Origin of the sequence: Entomobacter blattae, assembly GCF_014672835.1 — a bacterium.
GTDB lineage: Bacteria > Pseudomonadota > Alphaproteobacteria > Acetobacterales > Acetobacteraceae > Entomobacter > Entomobacter blattae.
Window position 1 is genome coordinate 2,553,276 of the sequence record NZ_CP060244.1, and the last position, 25,943, is coordinate 2,579,218.

21 protein-coding genes and 1 pseudogene are annotated in these 25,943 nt (G+C 45.3%); 9 read left to right on the top strand and 13 right to left on the bottom strand.

The window, feature by feature from the left end; translation table 11 throughout:
* The first annotated feature begins 255 nt into the window (after positions 1–255).
* Positions 256–1,404 (top strand): OmpA family protein, encoded by a 1,149-nt coding sequence (locus tag JGUZn3_RS11590; RefSeq protein ID WP_203413659.1) that lies wholly within the window; start codon positions 256–258, stop codon positions 1,402–1,404.
* Positions 1,405–1,483: 79 nt separating this feature from the next.
* On the opposite strand, the gene cysK is transcribed toward JGUZn3_RS11590, so the two are convergent.
* A complete protein-coding gene (gene cysK, locus JGUZn3_RS11595; RefSeq protein ID WP_203413660.1) occupies positions 1,484–2,470 on the bottom strand; it encodes a cysteine synthase A in 987 nt (328 codons plus the stop codon).
* A 253-nt stretch (positions 2,471–2,723) separates the two neighbouring features.
* On the opposite strand from cysK, the gene JGUZn3_RS11600 reads away from it, so the two are divergent.
* On the top strand, positions 2,724–3,173 hold the full coding sequence (locus tag JGUZn3_RS11600) for an RrF2 family transcriptional regulator (RefSeq protein ID WP_203413661.1): 450 nt from the start codon (positions 2,724–2,726) through the stop codon (positions 3,171–3,173).
* A gap of 310 nt (positions 3,174–3,483) precedes the next feature.
* Here the strand turns inward: JGUZn3_RS11600 and JGUZn3_RS12975 are convergent.
* Positions 3,484–3,788: pseudogene (locus JGUZn3_RS12975) on the bottom strand (JAB domain-containing protein).
* 131 nt (positions 3,789–3,919) lie between these two features.
* On the bottom strand, positions 3,920–4,405 hold the full coding sequence (locus JGUZn3_RS11615) for a hypothetical protein (protein WP_238996825.1): 486 nt from the start codon (positions 4,403–4,405) through the stop codon (positions 3,920–3,922).
* Between the two features lie 529 nt (positions 4,406–4,934).
* Between JGUZn3_RS11615 and JGUZn3_RS11620 the strand changes: the two genes are divergently transcribed.
* Both JGUZn3_RS11620 and parE read left to right on the top strand, forming a co-directional pair.
* A complete protein-coding gene (locus JGUZn3_RS11620) occupies positions 4,935–5,477 on the top strand; it encodes a hypothetical protein (protein WP_238996826.1) in 543 nt (180 codons plus the stop codon).
* Positions 5,478–5,782: 305 nt separating this feature from the next.
* Positions 5,783–7,762: a DNA topoisomerase IV subunit B gene (gene parE, locus JGUZn3_RS11625; protein ID WP_203413663.1), complete on the top strand. Its 1,980-nt coding sequence runs from the start codon at positions 5,783–5,785 to the stop codon at positions 7,760–7,762.
* Between the two features lie 104 nt (positions 7,763–7,866).
* On the opposite strand, the gene JGUZn3_RS11630 is transcribed toward parE, so the two are convergent.
* The 10 genes from JGUZn3_RS11630 to JGUZn3_RS11675 all read right to left on the bottom strand — a co-directional run bounded on the left by JGUZn3_RS11630 (position 7,867) and on the right by JGUZn3_RS11675 (position 19,681).
* The gene (locus JGUZn3_RS11630; RefSeq protein ID WP_203413664.1) at positions 7,867–8,277 is read right to left on the bottom strand and encodes an MliC family protein; all 411 of its coding nucleotides are present in this window, start codon (positions 8,275–8,277) and stop codon (positions 7,867–7,869) included.
* A gap of 260 nt (positions 8,278–8,537) precedes the next feature.
* Positions 8,538–10,139 (bottom strand): complex I subunit 4 family protein, encoded by a 1,602-nt coding sequence (locus JGUZn3_RS11635; RefSeq protein WP_203413665.1) that lies wholly within the window; start codon positions 10,137–10,139, stop codon positions 8,538–8,540.
* Positions 10,140–10,275: 136 nt separating this feature from the next.
* On the bottom strand, positions 10,276–12,213 hold the full coding sequence (gene mutL, locus JGUZn3_RS11640; protein WP_203413666.1) for a DNA mismatch repair endonuclease MutL: 1,938 nt from the start codon (positions 12,211–12,213) through the stop codon (positions 10,276–10,278).
* A gap of 82 nt (positions 12,214–12,295) precedes the next feature.
* On the bottom strand, positions 12,296–12,847 hold the full coding sequence (locus JGUZn3_RS11645; protein ID WP_203414927.1) for a DUF3035 domain-containing protein: 552 nt from the start codon (positions 12,845–12,847) through the stop codon (positions 12,296–12,298).
* Between the two features lie 63 nt (positions 12,848–12,910).
* Positions 12,911–13,453: a signal peptidase II gene (lspA, locus tag JGUZn3_RS11650; protein WP_203413667.1), complete on the bottom strand. Its 543-nt coding sequence runs from the start codon at positions 13,451–13,453 to the stop codon at positions 12,911–12,913.
* A gap of 132 nt (positions 13,454–13,585) precedes the next feature.
* On the bottom strand, positions 13,586–16,453 hold the full coding sequence (gene ileS, locus JGUZn3_RS11655) for an isoleucine--tRNA ligase (protein WP_203413668.1): 2,868 nt from the start codon (positions 16,451–16,453) through the stop codon (positions 13,586–13,588).
* 338 nt (positions 16,454–16,791) lie between these two features.
* Positions 16,792–17,721 carry a bifunctional riboflavin kinase/FAD synthetase gene (locus tag JGUZn3_RS11660; protein ID WP_203413669.1) on the bottom strand — a complete coding sequence of 310 codons (930 nt, stop codon included), beginning with the start codon at positions 17,719–17,721 and terminating at the stop codon, positions 16,792–16,794.
* A 78-nt stretch (positions 17,722–17,799) separates the two neighbouring features.
* Positions 17,800–18,078 carry a twin-arginine translocase TatA/TatE family subunit gene (locus JGUZn3_RS12715; protein WP_203413670.1) on the bottom strand — a complete coding sequence of 93 codons (279 nt, stop codon included), beginning with the start codon at positions 18,076–18,078 and terminating at the stop codon, positions 17,800–17,802.
* A gap of 362 nt (positions 18,079–18,440) precedes the next feature.
* Positions 18,441–18,929, bottom strand: coding sequence for a CHAP domain-containing protein (locus JGUZn3_RS11670; protein ID WP_203413671.1), 489 nt, complete (start codon positions 18,927–18,929; stop codon positions 18,441–18,443).
* On the bottom strand, positions 18,926–19,681 hold the full coding sequence (locus tag JGUZn3_RS11675) for a RecX family transcriptional regulator (protein WP_203413672.1): 756 nt from the start codon (positions 19,679–19,681) through the stop codon (positions 18,926–18,928). Before JGUZn3_RS11675 ends, JGUZn3_RS11670 begins: the two co-directional genes overlap by 4 nt.
* Before the next feature lie 472 nt (positions 19,682–20,153).
* On the opposite strand from JGUZn3_RS11675, the gene JGUZn3_RS11680 reads away from it, so the two are divergent.
* From JGUZn3_RS11680 to JGUZn3_RS11700, 5 genes are all read left to right on the top strand, one after another.
* Positions 20,154–21,356: an aspartate aminotransferase family protein gene (locus JGUZn3_RS11680; RefSeq protein WP_203413673.1), complete on the top strand. Its 1,203-nt coding sequence runs from the start codon at positions 20,154–20,156 to the stop codon at positions 21,354–21,356.
* Positions 21,353–22,348 carry an ornithine carbamoyltransferase gene (gene argF / locus JGUZn3_RS11685; protein ID WP_203413674.1) on the top strand — a complete coding sequence of 332 codons (996 nt, stop codon included), beginning with the start codon at positions 21,353–21,355 and terminating at the stop codon, positions 22,346–22,348. The genes JGUZn3_RS11680 and argF overlap by 4 nt, the downstream gene beginning before the upstream one ends.
* Before the next feature lie 49 nt (positions 22,349–22,397).
* Positions 22,398–22,757, top strand: a complete 360-nt coding sequence (locus JGUZn3_RS11690; protein WP_203413675.1) for a hypothetical protein — start codon at positions 22,398–22,400, stop codon at positions 22,755–22,757.
* A gap of 290 nt (positions 22,758–23,047) precedes the next feature.
* Positions 23,048–24,031: an Hsp33 family molecular chaperone HslO gene (hslO, locus tag JGUZn3_RS11695; protein WP_203413676.1), complete on the top strand. Its 984-nt coding sequence runs from the start codon at positions 23,048–23,050 to the stop codon at positions 24,029–24,031.
* A gap of 138 nt (positions 24,032–24,169) precedes the next feature.
* Positions 24,170–24,865, top strand: a complete 696-nt coding sequence (locus JGUZn3_RS11700; protein ID WP_203413677.1) for a hypothetical protein — start codon at positions 24,170–24,172, stop codon at positions 24,863–24,865.
* The last annotated feature ends 1,078 nt before the right edge of the window (positions 24,866–25,943 follow it).

Here is a 25,943-nt window from a genome sequence, read left to right on the forward strand (position 1 = left end):
ATATAAACCCCCAAATTACGATCCCTAAATAGTTGTAAATTTACAACATAAAATTTATAGGTTTGTTTTTATCTGGCACTATGAAGGCTATTACCATATTAAAGGATTGCTCTTAATGCATTCTTTCTGCAAAAAAAATACCACAATTGTTATTTGTTGCATCACCCATATCTGGCCGACTCTATACCATGCCCTTACATGCATGGAAGAAAATACCAGAAACTACACGACGCTTTTGGAAGGGAAGTTCATACAATGAAGCTGCGGTTTGGATTACCATGTGGATCTCTCCTATCAGCTCCACTCGCGTTAGGCGCTCTGCTCATTTCAGATCCATCCATAGCCCAGCCTGTTGAAAGCCTCTATATTGCCGGATCTGGCGGGGCTAGCTTTAACCAGGATCAGCGGGTTAGGATTTCGCCGCATTTCCCTTCTGGCCGTGATCGTTACGATACCGGTGTTACAGGCTTGGGAAGCATTGGTTATGGCCTCGGCAATGGTTTTAGAGTTGAGGTTGAAGGAGACTACCGCAACAACAACCTGCATAAATTTGTTACCTCCCAATTTCCTGCCAGTGCTGGCGGAAGACGGCAAACATACGGTATTATGGCGAATGCCTTCTTTGATATGGATATTGGCCAAAACTGGATGTACCCCTATTTTGGTGCTGGTATCGGTTATGGCTGGTCGGCTCTACGCGGGCATGTCACTGCACCTAATCCTCAACAATTCCATCAGCAATTTGGAGGCACGGTTGGTAACTTTGCCTATCAGGGCATGTTTGGGCTTTCATTTCCTATTCCTTGGGTCGTTGGGCTTTCCGCAACAACAGAATATCGCTTTTGGACAATGCTTGGCCCGCTTGGGCATTCTGCAACCTCTACCGGAACTGAGGGACCTGGTTACTCCAGAGGGTATCAAGTAGCCCAAGGAAACCGTGATAACTCAACATATTTTAATCATTCCCTTATGTTGGGACTGCGTTACGAATTTAATCCTGCTCCCCCTCCTCCACCCCCTCTACCTGACATGCCACCACCACCGGCTCCCGCTCATAGCCGCTCTTACCTGGTGTTTTTTGATTGGGACAAGGCTGTTCTTACTCCTCGCGCTCGACAAATTGTGGTTGAAGCTGCAAAGGCCTCAAGCTATGTGCAAAACACCCGTATAGAGGTTAATGGCTATACGGATAATTCTGCGGCCCACCCAGGAGAACGGGGGAAAACCTATAACATGCAGCTCTCACGCCGGCGTGCTCAAGCTGTTAAAATAGAGCTTATTAAAAATGGTGTTCCAGCCAGCACCATTGAAGTAAGAGGTTATGGGGATACCCACCCGCTTGTACAAACAGGCCCTAATACCCGTGAAGCCCAAAATAGGCGCGTTGAAATTCTCTTCCGATAGATTTGAGCTTGTTTTCTATATAAAAAAGCCATCCTCGAGGATGGCTTTTTTATGGTTATCATCCCATTTTTTAACTAATTTAACCTAGACCGGTAAAGAGAGGGGTCGATAAATATCGCTCAGCAAAGGAAGGTATAATAGCAACGATTGTCTTCCCAGCGTTATCCTCTTTCTTTGCCAGATCAATGGCTGCATGGATAGCAGCACCTGAGGAGATTCCCACTGGAATTCCTTCTAGTCTCGCACACCGACGCGAAGCGGCAAGGGCTTCACGTTCAGAAACACGCAGAACCCCATCCAATAGCGAAGTATCCAAAATAACGGGCTTAAAACCTGCCCCAATGCCTTGAATACCATGCGGCCCGGCAGCCTCTCCATTTAATACGGAACTTTCTGCCGGCTCTATCCCATAAATACGGATATCGCTTTTACGAGGACGTAACCCTTTGGCAATACCGGTTGCTGTTCCCCCTGTGCCAATTCCTGCTACAACAATATCAACAGCTCCCTTTGTATCTTCCCAGATCTCTCGGGCCGTTGTCTCTTCATGAACATCCACATTCACAGGATTTTCAAATTGTTTCGGCATCCATGAATTGGGCGTTTGAGCCATGATTTCCTTTGCACGGGCTATCGCACCAGACATGCCAAGCTTACCTGGAGTGAGCTCAAGTTGAGCATCGAGCAAGCGCATCATTTTTCTACGCTCGATAGAGGCCCCATCCGGCATAACAACAATAATCCTATACCCTCTGGCAGCCGCTACAAATGACAATCCAATCCCTGTATTGCCAGAAGTTGGCTCAACAATGACTGATTTTCCTGGGTGAATAAGCCCTTTCTCCTCAGCATCTAAAACCATCGCCACCGCAATACGGTCTTTTACAGATGCCAAGGGATTAAAAAACTCTAGCTTAACCAGCAGTTTGGCCTTGAGGTTCTCTTCCTTGGTTAAATGCGGAAGAGCAACAAGCGGAGTGCCGCCCACTGTTTCTAGAATTGAATTATATATTTTCCCTCGGGGAGGGGCAAAACCAAAACGATTATCGGGGGAAGACCCAGTCATGATGACTCCTTCAATCAAAAAAACGCTAAAAATCCTAACATGAAAGACCTCAATTTAACATCCCAACCCAACGAATGCTATTGACATCCATGGTTTGCATCTTGCTAAAAAACCCTATACCTTTTTAGACAATCTAATAATACATAAAAAAACATAGAAATAAGACCCTATATATGCTAGTATAACAGAAATTAATTGTTATTTAATATATTCTCCAACATTAGTTTATTTTTCCTTACTGTGAGAGGCAAGCATGCTTTTGCGACGTGATAGAATGATGCTATCTGTCCTGATAATGTTGGATGTTGCCTTTTATGCTGGAAGCAGTAGCACCGTGAGTGCCCCTGATATCGCTCAACGAGCAAACCTAGCACGCCGAGGGATTGAACCTTTGTTACAAACCCTCTCCCGGGCCCAATTACTCGATAGCACGCGTGGTCCCAAAGGGGGATATAGCTTACCTCGCCCAGCACGGGATATTTTTTTAACAGAAATATTTGAAGCGGTTATGGCCGATGATACGCACGAAAAAATCCATACAGATGAACCACTCTTTCAGCAGGTTGTTATTCCTTTCTGGCAAGGGATGGAGACCACATTACAAAAACATATTAAAAATGTAACATTGGGCGACTTGCTTAAAAAAGCCAGCCAGGAAGGCTTAGTAAGACCTATTAGTGAGCCAATCACCTTTTCCATCTAAGTATGCCATTCACCCTCCTTTCACCAGTTCTCCATTTTTTTATTACTACCAATCTATAAAAAATTGTGTAAACTGCAGGCAAATATGCTTTTTCCAGAGCAATAAATAGACACCCCGCTTATAGCAAATACCCTATAGCGGCTATCCAACAAGCAGCTCAATATACTTAGCTCTACTCATAAAAAACCCTTGCCCTATCGGCACATAACCATAGAAGATTATACGGATTGATGACTCCTCATAGTCCTTCTGATATGAAATCTGTAAAGACCCATAATATTGTGAAGCGTGGAGTTGGGTCATACAACCTTTACAACATTCCACTTTGAGCCATGCTGACCCAGCCACTGCGGCTGATAATCATATGATCTTTGAGCTCACACCCTAATAGGATACAGATTTTACGCATACGACACGTTAAGGCGTCATCCTCCTTCGAAGGGGTGGGGTCACCCCTGGATGATTATGAACCAGCACAATTCCCTTAGCCCCTAAAGAGAGGATCTGCAACGCAACCTGTCGAGGATAAACCGGCACAAAATCAACCGTACCAGAAAACAGCACCTTAAACCCACCGTACCAAAAATCGGTGCACTTCCCCAAAAGAGAAGACATATATCATGGAACTACGACCTACATGGGGTTGAGTCCACTCAATAAAATAAGGCAACCAAAAGTAGTTCCTTCCTTTTAGTTGCCTTTTTTCTTTCTGCCTGCAAGGCTATCTCAACCTTTGGCCAGAAGAGCTATTTTTTCTTGGATTTAGAATGCACACGGTGAGTAACATGCTTACGCGATGATTTTTTTCTTACGCTGGAAGTTGATGTGGCCGAAGTTGCTGCTGGTGTAGCCTTTGGTAAAGATACCCCTGTGGCATCGGCAGTAACATTCACCGCAATTTTAGTTCTAGGTTTACCAGGGCCTTCTATAAGATTTACAGTAAAATGATCGGATCCGGCATAAGCTGTCGTCGGTGTGTAAGTAATATTGGTTTGGTCGCTAAAATTATAAATAAAAACCTTACCATGTTCAGGAGTTGGGCTTACCCCGAAGGATGCATAAGCTTTGCCATTATTCTGCAAGGGGATAGCACAGTATCCATCATCACTTCTTACAGTCATATCAACCGACATGGCACCGCTGGCATCTTGCTTTACAGGGCTCACCTGACAGAGAGCAGACAGCTTCATGGTATTCCCATAAGGATTGCCTGGGCCAACAATTGCATTCATACTGGGTTCTTGGTTACATCCGGCAAGCACTACACCCACGCTGGCCAAAAAAAGTGGTCCCCATAATTTCAACGTATTTGCTCCATTCTGAAAAAGAGTTATCAATAGGTCTTTATAGTAAACTGCCTTAATAACAAGCAGTACAGCAACAAAGAGCGGTGAGTAAGACGCACCCCTTATATTTCGATATATTAGATGTAATGCATATACCGTCATAAGAAAAGAGTGTTTTTTACGACACAAACATAAAGAAAAGCGGTAACTCAATAAATGATTTTATAAACCAAAATTCTGCCGTTTTCTTATCTTCTAAGAAGAGAGTTATATTTTGCCTTTATAAAAAAAATAATGGAAAGAGCCTGTTTTTTACTGGCATAAAGATTGAACAGCTAATATAAACAATTTTAAAATCGATTGAATATTTTAAGGCAATAATTTACGCAATATTAAGCAGTTATTGCCCATACTTGATCTATAATGTTAATTTTGGAATCCATAAACACTGGCACCAAATAACGGAGGAAATACTATGGGGTTGTCTATTAAACGTTTTGCTTTAGCTGGCCTTGCTACCGCTGGCCTTCTTAACAGTGGGGCCATGGCTGCCAGCCAATGCAAGCCAGCTCCAGCCAAGGAAGCCTTTCAGGTTCAAGGCCTTAAAAGCGAGCTTATGGTTACCGCACTAACCTGCAACGCTCAGGATAAGTACAACGCTTTTGTTGCCAAGTTCCGCTCATTTCTCTCTGCCGAGGAAAACACCCTAGATAACTACTTCCGCAAAACTTATGGGCGTCGTGCTAAAACCCAGCATGATGACTACATCACCCAACTTGCCAATGTGCAGTCAGCTGAAGGACTGAAGTCCGGCACTATTTTCTGCCTTCAACGCACCAGCATGTTTGATGAAGTTGCAGCTCTTGAAACAGCTGAAGACCTCTCAAACTATGCTGAAGCCAAAAACATTGTTCAGCCAATTTCTTATGAAATCTGTGAAGCGCCCACTTCCAGTTCCTCAAGCAGCAGCAAACATCACCGTGTTCGCAAACACTCTACCCGTGCCCGTAAGGCCTAATCCTTCTTCCTGGATGACACCCCTCCTATTTGGCATCCCCCCTTAAAGGCCAGAGAGTTAAACTTTCTGGCTTTTAGTGTATTGATGCTATCAGCTGTCATTCTTTGCTTTTGCCTTTGTCAACTAAATCGTATCTCATGCGCATATTGGTGGAATAGGACATAGGATACAAGCTTCGCATAAAGATACCCCTCTGAATGTAAACATTTTTTGATAGCTTTTAAAATTTTTGATGGCCTTTAAAGCACGACCTTCCCCTCGCCAATGGGTCTAAACCCTCGTTTTATAAAATCAAGCACCTTGCCATGAACGATCTTTTTTCTTCCCCTCCTCCAAAAAAAACGCCAACACAAAGCTATACGGCTGCCGATATTGAAGTCCTCGAGGGGTTGGAACCTGTTCGCAAAAGGCCTGGCATGTATATTGGAGGCACCGATGAAAACGCCTATCATCACCTTGCCTCTGAAATTCTTGATAATGCCATGGATGAAGTCGTTGCAGGCCACGCTAGCTCCATTCGGGTTACTCTGCACTCTCCCACCTGCATCTCTGTTGAAGATAACGGGCGAGGAATCCCTATTGACCCCCATCCAAAATTTCCAGACCTTACCGCATTGGAAGTCATCCTTACGACCTTGCATTCAGGAGGAAAGTTTTCCGGAAAAAACTATGCTACCTCAGGTGGTCTGCACGGTGTAGGGCTTTCCGTTGTGAATGCGCTCTCCTCACATCTAGAAGTAGAGGTCTTTCGCTCAGGGACACGCGCCAGGCAATCCTACGAAAAGGGGCAGCCAGTAAGTAAGCCTCAATTTACCTCCGTTGCCAAGGCTAAACACGGCAGCAAAATTGAGTTTACCCCCGATTCTACTATTTTTAATAAATTACACTTTTCGGCAAAACGTCTTTATCGCTTATGTCGATCAAAAGCCTTTCTCTTTAAAGGGGTCACCATAGAGTGGCAATGCCATATCAGTGCCTTGGGAAACGATACGGATATCCCCTTACAAGCAACCTTGCATTTCCCGGGTGGTCTTGTCGATAGCCTGCGGGATGAACTCCAACAAGATAACAAAGACCTTCTTATTTCTGATCTTTGGGCAGAAGATTCGGCCTTAACCTCTCTTGCGCCTTCGGCAAAAGCAGAATGGGCCGTTGCCTGGTTGGCTGAACCCTCTTCATCCTTTTCCTCATTTTGCAATACCATTCCCACTCCATTAGGGGGGACACACGAAAACGGCTTTAAATCCGCTTTGGTGAAAGGTTTTAGGGCATGGGGTGAGCAACGAAATCAGAAAAAAGCTTCTTCCATCACGGCTGATGATATTTTTGGATGTAGTGCGGTTAAACTTTCTGTTTTTATTCCCGAGCCACAATTTCAAGGACAAACGAAAGAGAAACTTTCATCTCCTGAAATCACACGCGTTATAGAGCAGGCCGTTAGAGACCAGTGCGATCATTACCTTACGCAAAACCCCCAGCAGGCCGACCAGATTCTTGCTTTTATTCTGGATCGTACAGAAGAACGGCTTAAAGCCCGTGATCAGAAATTAATTCCCCGAAAAAATGCTACAAAACGCTTAAGATTACCAGGAAAATTAACCGATTGTACCTCTGAGCACCCTGCTAAAACGGAAATTTTCCTTGTGGAGGGAGATTCTGCCGGAGGGTCTGCCAAACAGGCGCGAAACAGAGAAACACAAGCCATATTACCTTTAAGGGGAAAAATTCTTAACGTAGCCAGCGCAACACCAGAAAAACTTAAAGCCAACCAGGAGCTTCAAGACCTGGTAGAAGCTTTAGGATGTGGGATTGGTTCACACTTTAAAATTGAAAACCTACGGTACCACCGGATCATCATCATGACAGACGCTGATGTAGATGGTGCCCATATTGCTTCCCTTCTGATGACGTTCTTTTATAGGGAGCTTCCAGAGCTTATCTATCACGGCCATATTTATCTGGCCCAACCCCCTCTTTACCGACTTTCACAAAAAAATAAAATCCTCTACGCCATGAGCGATGAGGATAAAGACAAAAAAATAAAAACCGAATTTAAAAATGGGGCAAAAATTGAGGTTTCGCGCTTCAAAGGGCTTGGTGAAATGCCCGCTATAGACTTAAAAAATACCACCATGGCCCCACAAACACGGATACTTCTTAAAGTTGTGGTGGAAGACGATGCAAATACTCAAGCTCGTGTTGATCAACTCATGGGAAAAAAACCGGAATTGAGATTTCAGTTTATCCAAGAACACGCTGATTCATTTGATCGTCTTGATATTTAATTACGGCATATCATAGCAATTATGGCTCTCTAGCCTCTATGGGGCTTTGGGGCTTTTCATCAGAAATTTTTATAAATTCTCTCTTATCTTTAATTATCGACTCTTTAATTATCAACTTGGCGGCAAACGGCAACGATCTTACCGTCTTCGGTGACCCCCTGAAATAAAACCGTTTTTTTATCTGGCTGTTGCCACCATACAAAATCTCCAGAAACGTATTTCTTCCCCTTAGGAGCTGTTACCGTTGTAAAAATACGATTCTGGTTTTTTATCGGTAAAACGGCTAAGCTATTATCAGCTACACGCACATAGTTCACTTTAAAAACCTCTTGCGGTAAACTCTCATCAGCATCAAGATTTTTCCCTTCACATTTGTATTTATACATTTTCTGCACAAGCTGAGGGTGCCCCACCATACCAATCTCCAAGTCTGTCATCGCATGGGCTGAAAATACCCCTATCATTATTGCAATTCCCACAGCAAAAGGAAAAAATACTGTTTTTTTTTTGCACATGAATACTCCTTAGACAGGTCTAAAATTTCTGGACTAAAAATGTCTATTAAAAATTAAAAGGCTTAAAATAATAGTATCTTCTGTATTAAGCCCATATTCAATTATACCTCCTTATCATATAAAATTATACGTAAAACACAAAGCTTTATTAATAAAAATCTGTTTTTCAAAAAGTAATATTTGATCTAAACAAATAAAAAAGCCACTACAAAAGAAAGTAGTGGCCAAAAATATTATTATTATTTTAAAATAACTAATTTTTATTTCTGCCTATGATCCCCTCTTGAAGAAAAATAACCTTTATCCTCTAGGAATGCTTGTTTCACGGGAAGTTGCCCCTTTTTAGAATAGGCTGTCTGGTTAAGGTTTGTACCTGTTTGTACATGGGCAATTGCCATAACAGCTGGGTCAAAAACACGAATAAAACTACTGGGATAAATACCCATCCACAAAATAACCGCTGCCAGAGGAACCAAAGCAGCAAGCTCCCCACCAGAAAGATCCTTTAAGGAAACAACTTTCTTTGAGAAGGACTCTCCCCATTTGGCCGCAGGATTATCAAAAATAACCCGGCGGTAGAGAACCAACATATAGATTGCCCCTAAAATCATGCTCGAACCACCAAGGAGGGCAATCCAGAAAGAAACATGGAGAACGCCAACAATAACCAACAATTCACCTATAAAAGCACTCGTTCCCGGTAACCCCACATTGGCCATCATAAAAACCATCATCAAAAGGGAAAAAACCGGCATTTTTGCTGCAACACCACCTAGGGCAGCCATATCACGGGTACCAGTCCTAAATGCCAACAGTGCAAGTGAAAAGAAAAGCGCTGCTATGACCACACCATGAGACAGCATTTGGAAAATTGCTCCATCTATCCCTTCTGGAGTAAATGAAAAAAGACCAATGGCTATAATTCCCATATGAGAAAATGAGGAATAGGCAATAACCCTTTTCATATCGGTTTGGGCGAAAGCAATAATTGCCGCATACACAACAACGATAACCCCCAAAACCATAACCACAATACCATACTGATAAGCGGCATCTGGAAGCATCATCACCACAAACCTCAGCATACCATAAGCTGCTGTTTTCGACATAACCCCAGAAATCAGAGCTGTTGCAGAAGAGGGAGATTCCGCATAGGCATCAGGCAACCATGCATGGAGCGGAAACAAAGGTAGTTTAGTGGCAAAGGCAATCATAAAGCCCAACATCAACCATCCCTGCATAGCAGGCGAAAAGGCAACATGCATAAGAATGGGAATATCTGTTGTCCCTGCCTGATTCCATATGGCAAGGATAGCTACCATCATAAAAAGGGAACTGGCGAATGTAAAAATAAAAAACTGTAAAGATGCAAGCAAACGCTTTGGACCGCCCCATACACCGATCATAATACTGGAAGGGATAAGCGTGGCTTCGTAAAAAACATAAAATACCAAAAGATCTAAGGCGGAAAACAGTCCGACAAGGCAGGTTTCCAGCAGGAGAACAGCAATCATGAACTCCTTTACCCGTGTCGAAATAAGGTGCCAGGAAGAAACAATAGCCAAGGGGGTAATAAAAGTCGTTAACAAAATGAAGAACAGGCTGATCCCATCCACCCCTGTATGATACGAAATACCATACCCTGAAAGCCAATTAAGACGGAGAGTAAACTGATATCCTGTATTGGTGGCATCAAACTCTGTCCATAAAATAACAGAAAGGCCAAACACCAGTAAACTGACCCACAGGGCAGTCCACCTAAAAAACCGCTCTGAAAGGGAATCGTTTCCATGTATAACAGCCAACAAGAAAACCCCAAGAAGCGGAAGATACGTTATAAGCGGTAACAGGAATGTATGCACAACACTCTCATTCAGTTAATTTATTTAAACTATTCATAACCTGGCCATATTTGCCAGAAGGGTCTGATTAATCAGACCAAATATTCAATACAATGTAGTAGACCTTTTACGCCTTTATAATCAAATGGGCTATAGGTTACTGCCTACCAAAGATCTTTTCCATATCTTTTTTTGTAATTTTTACCCAAGTCGGTCGCCCATGAGAACACGTACCCGCTCGTGGTGTTTGCTCCATTTGCCGCAGAAGGGCGTTCATTTCTTCATATTTTAGAGGCCTGCCTGCCCGGATACTACCGTGACAGGCCATACTCGCAATAACCTCTTCCATACGCCCCAGCAAAACCCCAGAATCCGTCAGATCAAGTTCTGGATTCTCCAAAAGCTCCGCAGCGATATCGCGCATCAGACTTTGTGTATCTCCTCCGGCCAATAACACCGGCACAGCCCTTACCAAAATAGCATTGCCTCCAAACGCCTCTATCTCAACCCCCAAACGCAAAAGAACCTGCTGAAACTCAACCAAAACCCTCATCTCTGCATTCGAAAGATTGATAACGTCTGGCACCAATAAACGTTGAGCATTCACCTGCCCCGAAGAAAGCAGCTGAGTCTTGAGTTTTTCATGGGTAAGGCGTTCATGAGCGGCATGCTGATCAACCAAAATCATCTCCCCCATTCCATTGACGGCAATGATATAGGTTTCCATAATCTGAGCAATCGCATAACCCAAAGGCGCATCCTCCTGCCCAGAAAGACTGTCTTCTTTCTGGTAGGATGAAGAAGACCCTTCGGCCTCATTCTGTGGGTTTTCTCCCCCACTATCAGGAATTCCTGAGCGAGGTTTGTAGTACTCCTGCTCCAGCGAATGTTGCCCGGGCGCGCCTTTTTGCCCGTAAATACTGGCAGGCTCCCTCATCAACAAAGGAGCATGAGCCCACTCGCTTACATTACTAAGTCTTGCATTCCCAGACGTAGAAGGAGGAGTAATCATGTGGGAAGAGACCCTTTTGGACTGAAACATAAACGCAGAGACTCCTGCAGTCTCTCCTGCCCCTACATCCAATACCCGACGAATTGACCCAATGATCAACGACTTTACAAGGCTTTCATCGGAAAATCTTACTTCGGTTTTGGCCGGGTGAACATTCACATCAACCTGCTCTGGAGGTACGTGCAAATAAAGAACGGCTACCGGATAACGACCTTTCTCCAGTACGGGTTGATACGCTACCCGTAAAGCCGTTTTTAATACCATGTCCGTTACCGGACGGTTATTAACAATAATACACTGAGCCTGCCCATTGGCACGATGTAACCCAGGAGGGGACACAAAGCCAAACAACTCTAAGCCAGTTTCCTTCTGGCCTTCGACTTTAAGCAACTCGTAGTCAGACGCTTCAGAAAAAAGCGCCTTGATCCGGGCAAGACGGTCTTGAGCAGGAAGTGAAAACACTTCTTTCCCATCCACAGTAAAGGAAAATGAAACATCCGGCGCCGCCAATGCCAGACGTTCTATCACCTTTCCCGCATGAGAGGTTTCAACCCTGGCAGATTTTAAGAATTTCCGTCTTGCTGGAGTAGAAAAAAAAAGATTTTCTACGACAACTTGCGTTCCCACTTGGCCTGCTGCCGGCTTTAATGGCTTTGTCTCTCCTCCAGCAACCTCAATTTTCCAAGCTGAATTGGAATTGGATGTTCTAGAGGTAATGGCCAACCGTGCCGCTGCACCAATGGAGGGAAGAGCTTCCCCCCGAAATCCAAGAGTGGAAATTTTTACAAGTGTGTCATCTTCAAGTTTAGAAGTGCAATGTCGCTCTATGGCCAGGGCTAAATCCTCTGGCCCCATCCCGCTACCATCGTCAATAACTTCTATAAAATCCATTCCGCCATTCAGCAAGGAAACCGCTATATGCTGTGCACCTGCATCGAGCGCATTTTCTACCAGCTCTTTTACAACAGCGGCTGGCCGTTCTATAACCTCACCGGCAGCAATACGGTTAACCTGCCCTTCACTTAACCGTCTTACAGGCCTGCTAACCCTTGGGGAGCCACTCTCTATCGCCGTATTTTTCAAAGCAGAAAGACCCCTTCTTCAATTCTATAGGACTTTCTTTCATAACAGCACTATTGCTGCCATCTCCGCATGAGCAGCTTAGCTAAAAGACGTCGAGAAAACCAGAAGAATCATCATCTTTCTGGGTAGGGGTTGCTCCATCTAACGGACTTTTCCCCAAAGCAGAGTTCCTCTTTAAACGTTCATTTTCTGCCTCACCATCGACAACAGAACCTTCCCGGTTTCCATTCCAGAACATAACCTCGTTAACAAAGCTATGGTCAGCCTGGCCAAACTCCTGGGCAGGGCGGGCAGTGGAGGCCATGTTCGCCTGCCCAACAAGAGCTTGCTGGCCAGAGCTTTCCGCTCCATTGGCTCCTTCAATCGCAACATTTGGAGAGAGCGTCTCAAGAGCTTGCAGCCGGGGGCTTTCATCCTGAGGGCGTAAAGCCCCTTCACGGGGTGCTTGTAAGTCATCGGAAGGGGGCATAGAAAGAGGAGCACGGGTTGTAATGGTATATTCATCAGGGGCTGAACGCTCTATACCAAAGGCCCGTGTCAAATCTTTTCCTGAGCAACCCGCCAGCAACAGGCCACCTGCCACAACAGCCAAAAGAGGAAAAACAGGTTTACCGGCATTACGGCCCAATAACATGGAAGCCCTACCTTTTTGACCGATGATAAGCGAACTTTCCTTGTTCATTTTCCTGCTTTCTCCTTATTTCCGCACTGGCGCCAGGGCTGAAAAAAACAAACTGTTCACCAGCAATACGATCACACCACAGACAATGGCAGAATCAGCAATATTAAAAACATACCAAGACCAGCCATAAGCATAGAGGTGAATAAAATCCACCACGGCGCCAAACCGGACCCTATCTATTATATTTCCAATAGCTCCCCCCGCAATAGCCCCTACGACGAGGATATTCATTCTGCTTTGTGTCCTTAACATCCATACCAGCAAAATCACAACAATAATAGAAGACAATAATCCAAAAATGACGGGCCCATAAATTCCCACCCGCCCAAAAAGGCCAAAGGTTATGGCTTTATTCCAGACCATGGAAAGCCGAAACCCCGGAAACACAAGAACACTAACCTTTTCTGGCAAATGAAAGAGCTCTAAAACCCAATATTTACTAGCCTGATCAACCAATAAAACCAGCAACAGCAAAGCAAAACCGGCATACCTTACCCTTTTCAAGGAAAAAGAAAGGGAAGAATCCTGAGGCAATGTCTCTACTTGTGGGTCTTGCATGGTGATTATTTTGTTTCCCCTATGTTGTTTTTGAAACACAGACTACAGGTGCATTGTCTTCTGCACTGCTGTTCATTTCCAGCTCAATAATATACGGGTTTGAGGGATTGCAACCCACAGCAGCATGCTGAATCATAATGTTTCCACCACAGTGGCACAACGCAAGCACAGCTCCGGATGTTGGACGTTCTGGCCAACTTCTTCTAGCACACGCCAGCACCGCACACATTTATAGCCCTTGGCAGCCTTCACGATGGGGCCTTGATGGATCGGCAGATCTGAGCTCCCCTCCTCACAATAAAGAGAGCCCGATTGAGGATCAACAACGATCTCCACCTTCGATACAATTGCAAGTTCGGCCCAATCATAGCCAGCAAAAAGAGCAGCCTCTTTCTCCGAAAAAGTCAGCATTACCTCAGCCTGCAAAGATGACCCGATAAGCCCACTCTGACGTGCATTTTCTATCTCTGCTGTTATGGCTTTACGGATATGGCGTACTGTACCCCATTTTTCACTTAAAGGGGTATTCAACCATTCCAAAGGCATGACAGGGAATTCTTCCATATGAACACTCTGCCCCTCACCAAAACGCGCCATCCATGCTTCTTCTGCGGTAAATACTAAAACGGGAGCAAGCCAGACGGTTAACGTGCGGTGGAGAATATCCAAAACCGTGCGCGCAGCCCTGCGAGTAAGGTTATCCTTGGCATCACAATAAATACTGTCTTTTCGGATATCAAAATAAAATGCGGAAAGATCGGTTGTACAAAAACCATGAAAAGCCGGATAAACCCCAATCCACTCATGGGTAGAGACGGCATGGGCAAGCTGGGCCGATAATTCAGCCAAGCGCGTTAAAACCCATTTTTCAAGCTCTGGTAAAGCATTATACTCAACTTTTTCTGCCTCTTCAAACCCCTCTAGCGCCCCTAACAACCAGCGTAACGTATTGCGTAAACGCCGATAAAGCTCACCTTGCTGTTTAAGGATTTCTTTTCCTATGCGCAAATCCTCACGCGTATCGGAGTTCATAACCCAAAGTCTGAGGATATCGGCGCCATAAGTCTGGTTAACATCCTGCGGGGAAACGACATTCCCTAGGGATTTGGACATTTTGCGCCCTTGTTCATCAAGTACAAACCCATTTGTGACAATACATTTATAGGGCGCTTCTCCTCGTGTTCCAACACTCTCAAGCAAGGAAGACTGAAACCAACCACGGTGCTGATCTGATCCTTCCAAGTATAAATCAGCAGGAAAATGCCGTTCTTTGCCATCTAAAACAAAAGCATGAGTAGAACCACTTTCAAACCAGACATCGACAATGTCAAACACCTGTTCAAATGCCTCTGCAGAGTAATTATTGCCTAAGAAACGCTCTGGAGGAGAGCTATACCAGGCATCGGCACCTTCCTGACGGAAAGCTTCCACAATACGTTCCATAACGGCTTTGTCTCTTAGGACTTCCCCTGTTTTTTTCTCCACGAAAACCGCAATAGGAACACCCCAGGCGCGCTGGCGGCTAATACACCAATCTGGCCTGTCTTCAACCATGGAAGTCAGCCGTCTTCTTCCCTGGGAGGGAACAAATGCCACATTCTCCAAAACCTTAAGGGCTTTTTGGCGCAAACGGCCTTTTCCATCCATGGCAATAAACCATTGCGGGGTCGCCCTAAAGATAACAGGAGCACGAGAGCGCCATGAATGCGGGTAGGAATGCACAATTGTATTACGCCCCACCAGCCCTGCTGGCGGCAGCCCCTTCTCCTCACTCGCCATCATTGCATCGAGCAGGGCAGCACAAACCGGATCTGCAGCTTTAAATACGTGAACCCCGGCAAAAAGGGGCAGCCAATCCACATATCGCCCATCATCCATCACCAGCTCATCAATCTCTACCCCATGCTCCCGGCACAGGATAAAATCTTCCTCCCCGTGAGCAGGGGCCATATGCACAAGGCCAGTACCCGCATCGGTCGTAACAAACTCACCACCGAGCATCGGCACATCGTAATCATAGCCTTGACCCCGCAAGGGATGGGCTGCAACAGCCCCTTTAAGGGCTAGCCCTGGCATGGTATAGAGCACATGATGAGAGAGGATCCCCGCTTCTTCAGCAAAGGCAGAGATACGCTCTTCAGCCAACAGGATCTTTCCTCCAACAGGAAGAGTTGCACTTTCATTCACGGCATCAACCCGCAAAACAGCGTAGGTAATATCTGGTCCATAGGCCAATGCCCTATTGGCTGGAATTGTCCACGGAGTGGTTGTCCATATCACGGCGGAGACCTCTTCCAGAGCACCAGAAGGGGTGGGGTCTGTTATGATAGGGAAAGCCACAAAAATTGCCGTTGAGGTATGGTCGTGGTATTCAATTTCTGCCTCTGCGAGAGCCGTTTTTTCCACAGGGCTCCACATCACAGGACGCAAACCACGATAGAGGGAACCATTCAGCAAAAATTTCCCAATTTCGTTGACAATAGCGGCCTCTGAAGAGAAATCCATAGTTGCATAGCGCTCGTCCCACTGAGCCTGAACACCCAACCTTTTAAATTCTTCTTTCTGGGTATCCAGCCATTTCTGGGCATATTCCCTACATTCCTGACGGAACTGAAGAACAGGAATGGAATCCTTGTTTTTTCCGGCTTTGCGGTATTCTTCTTCCACGCGCCATTCAATCGGCAAGCCATGACAATCCCACCCTGGAACGTAATAGATACCCTCACCCGACATACGATGGGCACGGTTTACCACATCTTTCATAATCTTGTTTAATGCATGCCCAATATGAAGATGACCATTCGCATAGGGGGGCCCATCATGCAGAGTAAAAACAGGACGGCCTGCCGCTTGAGCCTTAAGCTTCTCATCCAACCGCATAGCCTGCCACATTTTTAGAATTTCAGGCTCCCTGTTGGGCAGATTACCCCGCATGGGAAAACCGGTTTTTGGCAAAAACACGGTATCACGATAGATGTCCTGTTTTTTTTCTTCTGTCATAAGCTTTTCTGTAATGCTTTACTATATATTTTCTGCAAACCTTATATTTTCTACAAACCTTGAGGGACACCCCCTTAAGGAATGAAAAAATATTTCTGACCCATAAAATTAAACCATGTATTATTCGTTTGTGCGCAATTGCACAATTTGTAATTCATAATCCCTCATTCAGTATGCTCCCCCCTCAATAATCACTGTCTTTAATAATTACTGTCTTTAATAATTACTGTCTTTAATTGCCGCTGTTTTGGCTTTTTTAACATTTTATGCCCATTTTATTTCACATTGTTTTTATTTTACATTGTTTATTTTGTATTGTCTTTTTACTTCCCACAATTTTAGGCCCAATAAGCTCTGGCGGCCTCTGCATCTCTGGTAATATTGTCCTTTAACTCCTCAAGAGAGGAAAACCGGCGCTCTTCGCGGATCATATGATGAAGAAAAACCTGAAGGGTCTGCCCGTAAAGATCCCCAGAAAAGTCAAAAACATTCACTTCCAGCCGACTTTCCTGACCATCGTTAATGGTTGGTCTACGCCCAATATTGGCAACACCATACTCTACTCGTCCACCCTCCAAAACCACCCGCACAGCATACACGCCCCTAGCGGGCTCAATATGGGAACCCAGAGCAATATTTGCCGTTGGAAAGCCAAGCTGGCGGCCACGTTTATCTCCATGAGCCACCACCCCTGAAATAGACCAAAAACGGCCCAGTTCTTCAGCAGCCCGTTCTGGATACCCATCTTGAAGGAGGCGCCTGATACGTGAGGAAGAAAGAGGGCCATTTTTATCTTTAAAAATAGGAACCACACTCAAACCCACGCCCAGGCTAACCAGTTCGCGTTCTAAAAAACTAACATCACCTTCACGCCTATGGCCAAAAGCAAAATCTTCTCCGCAAGCCAAGTGGCTAATTTTTAACTTACCGTATAATACTTGATGAACAAACTCATGAGCCGAAAGGGAAGAGAATGCCCGTGTAAAGGGAATTTCAAAAACATGCTTTACCCCCAAATTTTGCAACGCTTGCCGACGTTCTGAAGCGGTGGTGAGCAAAAAGGGAGGATCCTGTGGACGAAAGAACATACGAGGATGGGGAGTAAAGGTAATAACTGAAAGAGGTGAACCGGGCCTTGCATTTCGCAACATACGAATAACATGGGCATGCCCTAAATGTACCCCATCAAAATTGCCTATGGCAGCCGCCATATTAAAGGCTGACACTTCCATATCTTGCCATTTTTGACACATACAGGCCTGATCCATGCTATCCTTCCAACCTTGCACTGACTTTTTAATGGCCGTTATCTTAATCTCTAGGAATAAAAAACGGCTCTCTACCGGCTAACCAGATTGATTATTTCCCGAGTGAGGCGGTGTTTTATCCTGCTGCTGGACAGAATAGGGGGAGGCCTGCTCTCCCTGCTTCGAAGTAGGAAGCGTAGGCTGAGAAGAAGTCTCTTCCCCCTCTGCCATGGACTCATCATCAGCCATATTCTTTTTAAAACTTTTAATCCCTTTGGCAACATCGCCCATAAGAGTGCTAATTTTGCTGCTTCCGCCAAAAACTATCAGCACAATAGCCAGCACAACAAGCCAATGCCAAATACTAAAACTACCCATTCGTTTTCACTTTCTTCATTAGACAGCAGCCTTAATCCAAAGCCCTTACTCCAGCCTTCAGCCCATTTCCAGCCAGAAAACAGACCAACCCACCTCAGCCAGCCTTTGGCCGGACGGGAGCAGCACTGTATTCTCACAATGTATAATACGAAAAGACCCGAATACCAAATAATTAAATACAGGCCTATCCCCTAACCATTTGCTTTGCTTAATACTCACTTTTACTGCCCATGTTTAACTGTCCATGTTTACTACCCATGCCCCTCATTACTGCACAGAGCCTCTCTGACCATGTACATACACATGCACATATCTGAATAATCCCGCTTCATAAGCTTTACAGACCTTCTAGAGCACCCCTCTCAGGAGCCTGCATCAGCTACTGTAAGATCTGGGAGGATAAACCCATAGGTTGGATAGGCGGAACTTCCCATATGGTTAATAGGGGCCCACCAGACTTTAACCCGGCTCCAGTCATTCGTGCGTGAGATATCAACCACCGGCACCCCGTGATCGACACGATGAGGTTCCCAATTGGCATGATCAACCAAAACTTTGCGGGAATTTTCAACCGAGGTTACTACGGCAACATGGCCATCTGGAATGCGGCGTGTTGAACGAAAAACCAAAACTGCCCCAGCTCTGGGATGCTTCGTATGAGGATAAACCCCTACAGATTGCCGCCACCAGCTTGCTGCACTCCCCCTTAAATTCACCCCTGTTAAGGAGCGGGCATAAGGGGCACATTGCAAGGCGGTATATTCCCCTTCCTCAGAGGAAGAAGCACACCCTGCCAGAAAAAGAAAAAGGCTAACACAAAAGGGAAAAAGAAAAGAAAGACGTTTGCTCATCTATTCTTTAAACGGAAAATCCGCTCCTCCGCTTCAAACCGATCCATCATACACACTTGCTGAGCCAGTTTTGCGGAAAACCCTGCCCGCGCCAAGACTATTTGCGCTTTGTGTCTATTTTTTTTCTGCTCCGTAGCATTTTCATAACAATCTTGCCCCCCCTCTTTCTCAATCTCAAATGGGCCAAGCCTGCGCTTACGCAACAAAACCAGGGCAGCAGCCTTTTCATTGGCCTCTATTAAGGATTCATCGGCAAACAGAGACACTGCAAGCAGAGACTCTTCTTGAAGTGTCTCTTGTGCCTCTTGCTCTATAATGGTCTGGACCATTTCTTTCTGAATGCCTTTAAATTCAAGCCTTTGGGCAATATCGCGCAACGAATGCCCACTTTTTTGCAACGCGTTCAACCGGCTCCGCGCAAACTCTCCATTATCAACAAAACGTTTTTGTACCATTTCTTTAACAATATTATGAATCTCTGCGAAAAAGTCCTCAGACCCAGCCTGGTTTTCGCCGACTTCATAACCCAGTCCTTTCTGCCGAAACCGCTGGCGCTTAACATAACGAAGCAGTACAGTCTTTAACCCCTTCTCTGTTGTAGAAAAACGGGCCAGGTAGCGTAAAGCCACCTGACGCAATTCTTCCAACCGTTGGTTTTTTTGCGTGTGCCCGTTTTTTTGCGTGTGTCTGGCAGATTCTTGCCTTTGAGCATCGACATATTCTGGTGTGTTGATGTCCCGCTTAAACTCCATAACCCCCTCTCCCACCCATTTCCCACTTATACAAAGTGAGCACTGTAGCTCATCATCCCCATTCTTTAACCCAAAAACCGCACCATTTACCGGCTTATACCCTGTTCAACTCTACACCTTACCCATCTCTATCCATCTCTCTATCGTAGCGGATTTCCATCGAAGAGCAAAGTAAGAGGGATGTCCTCTTTCACCCTCCTAATGATTTTTACGGCACTGGACAGGCTCTAGCCTTGTGCCAAGGGAAGCTGGCATTAACGGCCAACCAGAAACATGTTGAAGTGGAAAAGGCAGAATTTTGCATAAAAGATCAACAATAGATCGCACCCCAACTAAACATTACATTTTTCCCATAGCCCATAAAATATTTTAAAAATATAATTGACTTTTTATGACACGATCTAAGATACTGTTTCTTTCCAAAAAATTTAAACCCCTTTATTAAAACATCTTTCAATTTTTAAGACCCTCTATGAATTCCTTTCTTATGCCCACCTACAACCGTGCCCCACTCTCTTTTTCCTATGGGAAAGGTGTATGGTTGTATACGGAGGATCATACCCCTTACCTTGATTTTGGGGCGGGTGTTGCAACCTCCTCTCTCGGGCATGGGCATCCTAGCCTTGTTCAAGCCATTGAGGAACAAGCCAAAAAGGTTATTCATGTTTCTAACCTCTACCAAATTCCTCAAGCAGAAGCCTTGGGGGCCTTATTGATTGAGAATACCTTTGCCGATAAGGTTTTCTTCTGTAATTCTGGGGCTGAGGCGAATGAGGGCATGGTTAAGCTTATGCGCCGGGCACAAGCCTTACATGGCCACCCAGAGAAAACCGATATTCTCTGCTTTCATGGTGCATTCCACGGACGAACTCTCGCCATGCTCTCTGCAACGGGTAACCCCAAATATCTTGAAGGGTTTGGCCAAGTCGCCCCTGGCTTTATCCATGTTCCCTACAACGACATCAACGCTGTAAAAGCCGCAATGACTCCCCATGTCGCTGCCATTATGCTAGAGCCTATTCAGGCCGAAAGTGGCGTAAAAGAGGCTGACATTGCCTTTCTTCAGCAAATAAGAGCGCTATGCGACGAGCAGGGCCTTTATCTGGGGATTGATGAAGTTCAAACGGGAACTGGTCGAACTGGCCGTTTTTTCGCGTATGAGTGGGCCGGAATTACCCCTGATGTCGTCTCTGTTGCAAAGGGAATAGGAGGGGGCGTACCTCTCGGCGCCTTTATGGCTAAAGACGAACTGGCAAAGGTATTAACCCCTGGTACGCACGGTTCAACCTTTGGGGGAAACCCACTAGCCTGTGCTGCCGGGCAGGCTGCAGTAAAAACCATTCTTGCTGAGGGCTTTCTTCCCTCTGTGCAGAAAACGGCCCTCTATCTTAAAAACGGCTTAGAAGCCCTGTGTAAAACCTACCCCCACGTGTTTAGCGAAGTAAGGGGGAAAGGGTTGTTATTGGGGGTAAAATGTCTTCCTCCAGTGGCAGACATTTACAACCTTGCTTTAGATTCCCAACTCCTGACTGTTATGGCCGGGGAGAACGTTCTTCGTATTCTTCCCCCCCTTATCATCACACCAGAAGAGTGCGATGAAGGCCTCAAACGCCTTTCTTTTGTTGGTAAAACCATAGAAGAAAAATTCCCCTCCACGTCGAAAGCTCTCTCATGAGTGATACCTCCCCGCTTAGCCCATCAACCAATCCTGAATTGGGTGTTCGCCATTTCCTAAACCTGAGCGACTTTCCTCCCCAAACCCTGCGAGAAATCCTCGATACCGCGGCCAGTATCAAGCGTATGCAACAAAACCGCCGCTATCCCTTGCACCCCAAACTACCCCTTTTAGGGCGTACCCTGGGCCTTATGCTGACTAAACCTTCCACCCGCACAAGAGTCTCTTTTGAGGTCGGCATGCGCCAATTGGGAGGGCAAACAGTCGTGCTCTCCCCTAAGGAAATGCAACTCGGCCGAGGGGAAACCATGGCCGATACAGCACGTGTTCTTTCCCGATTTGTTGATGTCATTGTTCTACGAACGGGCGATACTCAGCAGCTCACTCAGTTGGCCCAATGGAGTACTGTTCCTGTTATTAACGGACTGACCCCCGATTCTCATCCGGCCCAAGTCATGGCAGATATTATGACCTTCGAGGAACATAAAGGCCCTATTAAAGGGCGACATTTTGCCTGGGTGGGAGATGGCAATAACGTTGCCTCTTCCTTCATGGAAGCGGCTGCCCAATTTGGCTTTTCTCTTAGCTTGGCTACCCCCAAGGAACTTGCCCCTTCAGAAAAAGTACTGAGCTGGGCGAGAGCTCAGGGGGCCAAAATCCATGTAACAACCAATCCTGCCGAAGCTGTAAAAGGAGCAGACTGCGTCGTTACGGATACATGGGTAAGCATGTCAGACACCAATCCAGAAGAACGAATTCGAAGACTGGTTCCTTATAGGGTGGATGCTGCCCTCATGAATGCTGCAGCTCCTGATGCTGTCTTTATGCATTGCCTGCCTGCCCATGTGGGTGAGGAAGTTACAGCTGACGTTTTTGAAGGCCCCGCCTCTATTGTTTTTGATGAGGCTGAAAACAGGTTACACGCTCAAAAAGGCATATTGATATGGGCCATGGGAGGTAAAGACTGGCGTAACTTCGGGGTGGAAACTTAATTTTTGCACACCATATCAATCTCTTTGAGAATATGACGGTATTAAGACCATGACAATACGCGCCCCTGACAAAACACCTTCTCAGTCTAAGAAAGAGGATGTCTGGCAAAACCACTCATCTGCAGTTGAAGAAGGCCCGCATGCCCCAAGCTGGATAGAAAAAGACCTTTATGATATTTTCAAGGCTATTCCCCTTCCTGAAAGCCCAGAACTTACCCCTCTTGCCACTGAATATCTGGACAAGCTTGCCCAAACAAACTCTACAACAGACTTAAACGCAACCTTTGCCTCTGCAAGAAATATTTTTCTTGCCCAATTGGTCAGTAAAAACCTGTTAAATGAAAATCTTTACGAAACTATGAATATGCAGCTTGAGGCATTGGAAGAAAAGCTTATTGCCCAATCCTAAACGCTCTTTTTATAAGAAACACTCTTGTTATAAAAAGGGCGGCAGGTCGTCTCCATAATTTTGTTTTCTTATAGAAAAGCTTCTTACCGGACTGTCCTATAAATGACCCTAATCAGACAGCAGCTCAAACCTGCCATGAAACTTCTGTCATGAAGCACCTGTTATGAAACTCTTGTTATAAAACGCCTATTATGAAGCTTTTAAAAACGCCTGGCCAAACAAGAGACCTTAAACTTTTCCATTCGCCTTTTTTGTTCCTTATAGTTTGCAAATATATTCTTTAAAACATCATGACAAAAAAAATACCAAACTCCTTAAACTCTACTGAAAACTCTACTGACCTTGACCGACCACCAGTGCCCACCCTCTCTGTTCCACAGGGGATTACCCCTTTTTTCCTGGCAGAAAGCCCGGTAAGAGGAAGATTGGTCCGCCTTGGTGTCTTAACAGATTGCCTGCTTGAAAGACACGACAACCACCCTGTTATCTCCAAACTTGCTGGCCAAGCCTTAGCCTTGGTAGGAGGGATGGCAACCGCCCTCAAATTCCAGGGTTCCTTTTCCATGCAAATTAAAGGGGATGGACCTGTTTCTATCCTGGTTGCCGATGCAACAGATGAAGGCGCTTTGAGATTTTACGTTAAAACAGAGCAAGAACGCCTTGAAGATATTCTCTCCCTTACTGCGACGCCCATGGCCCGAACTTTAACTGGGGAAGGATTTCTTGCTTTTACTATCGACCAAGGCAGCCACTCCGAGCGCCATCAGGGCATTGTAGCCATTGAGGGGCCAGACCTTTCTGACATGGCAGAACATTATTTCAAAACCAGCGAACAGCATGACTGCAAAATTTTTCTCGCCTGCCAGCACACACCTCAAGGCTGGCGCGCGGGAGCCCTTATACTGGAACGTATTGCCAATGAAGGGGGCACTCATCATAATACCGTTGCCCAATCCCCTACTCTGGAACGGTGGGAAACCGCACTGGCTTTAGCCCATACCTTACAAGAAGACGAGTTACTTGAAGAGGCCCTCTCTCCAGAAACTCTTCTTCATCGGCTATTCCATGCTGAGGGGCTCCAATTGGGAACACCAAAACCTCTTTCTTACGGATGCCGGTGTTCACGCTCGCGCCTGCTAGCCATCCTTGAGCAATTTGGCGCAGAAGAGCTTGACCATATGCAACAAGATAACGACATTATTATGAATTGTGAATTTTGCAATTATTCTTTCACATTCAACCGCCACGATATCCACTCCCAAAGCCAGACCTAATTTTTTAAAGCCCGGCGATTTTAAGCAAGAAAATATAGGTTAGAAATATCACCGTACCCATTATATTGCCTTATTGCCATGTGAGGGTTTCAGCTTTATTAAAAAATATATCTTTCTTTACGCTTAAAGGCTCATACAATGAAACGCTCCTTATATTTTGCCTTGCTTTGTAGTTTACCCCTTCTTTCTACTGCAGCATGCAGCGATAGCTCGCCCAAACAAGCCAATTTTTCACCGATTCATTACTCTCAATACTCACAGCTCCATTTTAATGTAAGCCAGAAAACATTCCGTAATGCCGCTCAGCCTGAGGATGATGATATCTCCAAACGCTCACCCGTAACCCCTCTCCAAGCTATTCGGCAAATGTATGATGAACGTATTTTCGCCTCAGGGAGCTCGGGACGACTGGTCTTCACCGTGGATCGTGCAGCTATTATCCCCCTTGGCAGCAACTCCCTACAAGGGATTATTGACATCCATATCGATCTTCTTACCGCATCAGGGCAAAATACCGGTTACGCAGAAGTGCATGTTAAACGCTCCTATACCCCCAACACTGGTGATGATCTTGATCTGGATAGCCCCGTTTATCTTTACAAGGTCACTAAAGAAATGATGAAGAGCCTCAATGGAGAGTTGGAAAGCCAGGTTAAGGCAACCCTGCGCGAATGGCTGGTAGATGCTGGCGGTACAGCATTGAATTCCGCTATTAAAACAACATCCCTTTCGAGCCCTAACAAGAGAAATACTGTTTTACAAACCGGCCAAAAAACCTATAAAAGTCATTCCACAAATCGCCCTTCCCTTGTGCACCCTTCACAGCTACCCTAATGACCCTCTCCTCTTTCAAAAGGTTTCCTTCACAGGGCCAAAATCATACGGATAAGCAAAGTTTATCTGGGCCAGGCTGGGCTAGTAAGTTAACAACTTACTAGCCCACTGAGAGATATTGGATTGGGGGGTATTGGATCTTAAAATACACTTTATTGAAAAAATAGCCATTCTCTCCCAAAGCTTTTCAGCATGATCCTGGCCTACTTTCTTTTGGCCTGCTCTTTTTTTGTACCCATTCAGATTGAGTCTATGGTTTTGCTGAACTGTCTGAAAAACCAAGAAAAATTATTGCCTAGTATTGCGCCACCTGTAGCAAATCCTGGCTTATGCTACAGGCCATTACCTTATTGGCCCCACTTGTTAAAAACGATCTCATCCCTGCTAATTTTCCCCTGCACATCAATGTTCTACCCAGCTTGCCATTAATAAGCAAGGGCTCACCCCATTGCTTTCTGAATGGAAGTAGACATTGCGCTAACCATTGATAAAAAAATGCTTTTACCTTTGCTGGCTAAGTCTTGTGCTAGCGAGGTATTTGTTTTGAGTTAGAGATTATTCTAGCCTAGGCCTTGTTCTCATTTTCAGAAAAGTTCTTCTGAAACACCATCAACCATCACATGCAAAAACCTTTAGAGCAAGGCTTGATACGCGCCTGAACATAGTAGACATCAGAGAGTGCAGCGGGCGTGATCACCCATGAGCGGTTACTCAGGGGAGGGAAAACCATAATTGCTGAAGAAGAGTTATTCTCCCTCTTAAGAGTTCCCATTCACAAAGAGACTTGGGGCATACATAGCCTCAAATGGCAAGAAGGTAATACCTAATAAGAGTGAATTTGTATTTATAACCTCTCCACCCAAACATTTAATGGACAAATATACCCCAGAAATTTTGCTGCTGAGGATAGTTATGTCAGCCCTTTCTTCCAGACCTGAACCAATAAAACACAAAAAAGGGTTTTTACGTTTCACCCGCCCGACGGAATTTCTCAACCTCTCTCAAAAACTCCAGCTCTGGATCACATTGGAGGTACTTATCCTTATAGTCTATGGTATGGGCTGGGCTCTTTTTTCTT

Excerpts from the sequence above, each read along its gene's own strand:
- JGUZn3_RS11590 (WP_203413659.1), top strand. The coding sequence starts at position 256 with ATGAAGCTGCGGTTTGGATTACCATGTGGATCTCTCCTATCAGCTCCA.
- cysK (WP_203413660.1), bottom strand. The coding sequence starts at position 2,470 with ATGACTGGGTCTTCCCCCGATAATCGTTTTGGTTTTGCCCCTCCCCGA.
- JGUZn3_RS11600 (WP_203413661.1), top strand. The coding sequence starts at position 2,724 with ATGCTTTTGCGACGTGATAGAATGATGCTATCTGTCCTGATAATGTTG.
- JGUZn3_RS11615 (WP_238996825.1), bottom strand. The coding sequence starts at position 4,405 with ATGAATGCAATTGTTGGCCCAGGCAATCCTTATGGGAATACCATGAAG.
- JGUZn3_RS11620 (WP_238996826.1), top strand. The coding sequence starts at position 4,935 with ATGGGGTTGTCTATTAAACGTTTTGCTTTAGCTGGCCTTGCTACCGCT.
- parE (WP_203413663.1), top strand. The coding sequence starts at position 5,783 with ATGAACGATCTTTTTTCTTCCCCTCCTCCAAAAAAAACGCCAACACAA.
- JGUZn3_RS11630 (WP_203413664.1), bottom strand. The coding sequence starts at position 8,277 with ATGTGCAAAAAAAAAACAGTATTTTTTCCTTTTGCTGTGGGAATTGCA.
- JGUZn3_RS11645 (WP_203414927.1), bottom strand. The coding sequence starts at position 12,847 with ATGTTATTGGGCCGTAATGCCGGTAAACCTGTTTTTCCTCTTTTGGCT.
- lspA (WP_203413667.1), bottom strand. The coding sequence starts at position 13,453 with ATGCAAGACCCACAAGTAGAGACATTGCCTCAGGATTCTTCCCTTTCT.
- ileS (WP_203413668.1), bottom strand. The coding sequence starts at position 16,453 with ATGACAGAAGAAAAAAAACAGGACATCTATCGTGATACCGTGTTTTTG.
- JGUZn3_RS11660 (WP_203413669.1), bottom strand. The coding sequence starts at position 17,721 with ATGGATCAGGCCTGTATGTGTCAAAAATGGCAAGATATGGAAGTGTCA.
- JGUZn3_RS12715 (WP_203413670.1), bottom strand. The coding sequence starts at position 18,078 with ATGGGTAGTTTTAGTATTTGGCATTGGCTTGTTGTGCTGGCTATTGTG.
- JGUZn3_RS11670 (WP_203413671.1), bottom strand. The coding sequence starts at position 18,929 with ATGAGCAAACGTCTTTCTTTTCTTTTTCCCTTTTGTGTTAGCCTTTTT.
- JGUZn3_RS11675 (WP_203413672.1), bottom strand. The coding sequence starts at position 19,681 with ATGGAGTTTAAGCGGGACATCAACACACCAGAATATGTCGATGCTCAA.
- JGUZn3_RS11680 (WP_203413673.1), top strand. The coding sequence starts at position 20,154 with ATGAATTCCTTTCTTATGCCCACCTACAACCGTGCCCCACTCTCTTTT.
- argF (WP_203413674.1), top strand. The coding sequence starts at position 21,353 with ATGAGTGATACCTCCCCGCTTAGCCCATCAACCAATCCTGAATTGGGT.
- JGUZn3_RS11690 (WP_203413675.1), top strand. The coding sequence starts at position 22,398 with ATGACAATACGCGCCCCTGACAAAACACCTTCTCAGTCTAAGAAAGAG.
- hslO (WP_203413676.1), top strand. The coding sequence starts at position 23,048 with ATGACAAAAAAAATACCAAACTCCTTAAACTCTACTGAAAACTCTACT.
- JGUZn3_RS11700 (WP_203413677.1), top strand. The coding sequence starts at position 24,170 with ATGAAACGCTCCTTATATTTTGCCTTGCTTTGTAGTTTACCCCTTCTT.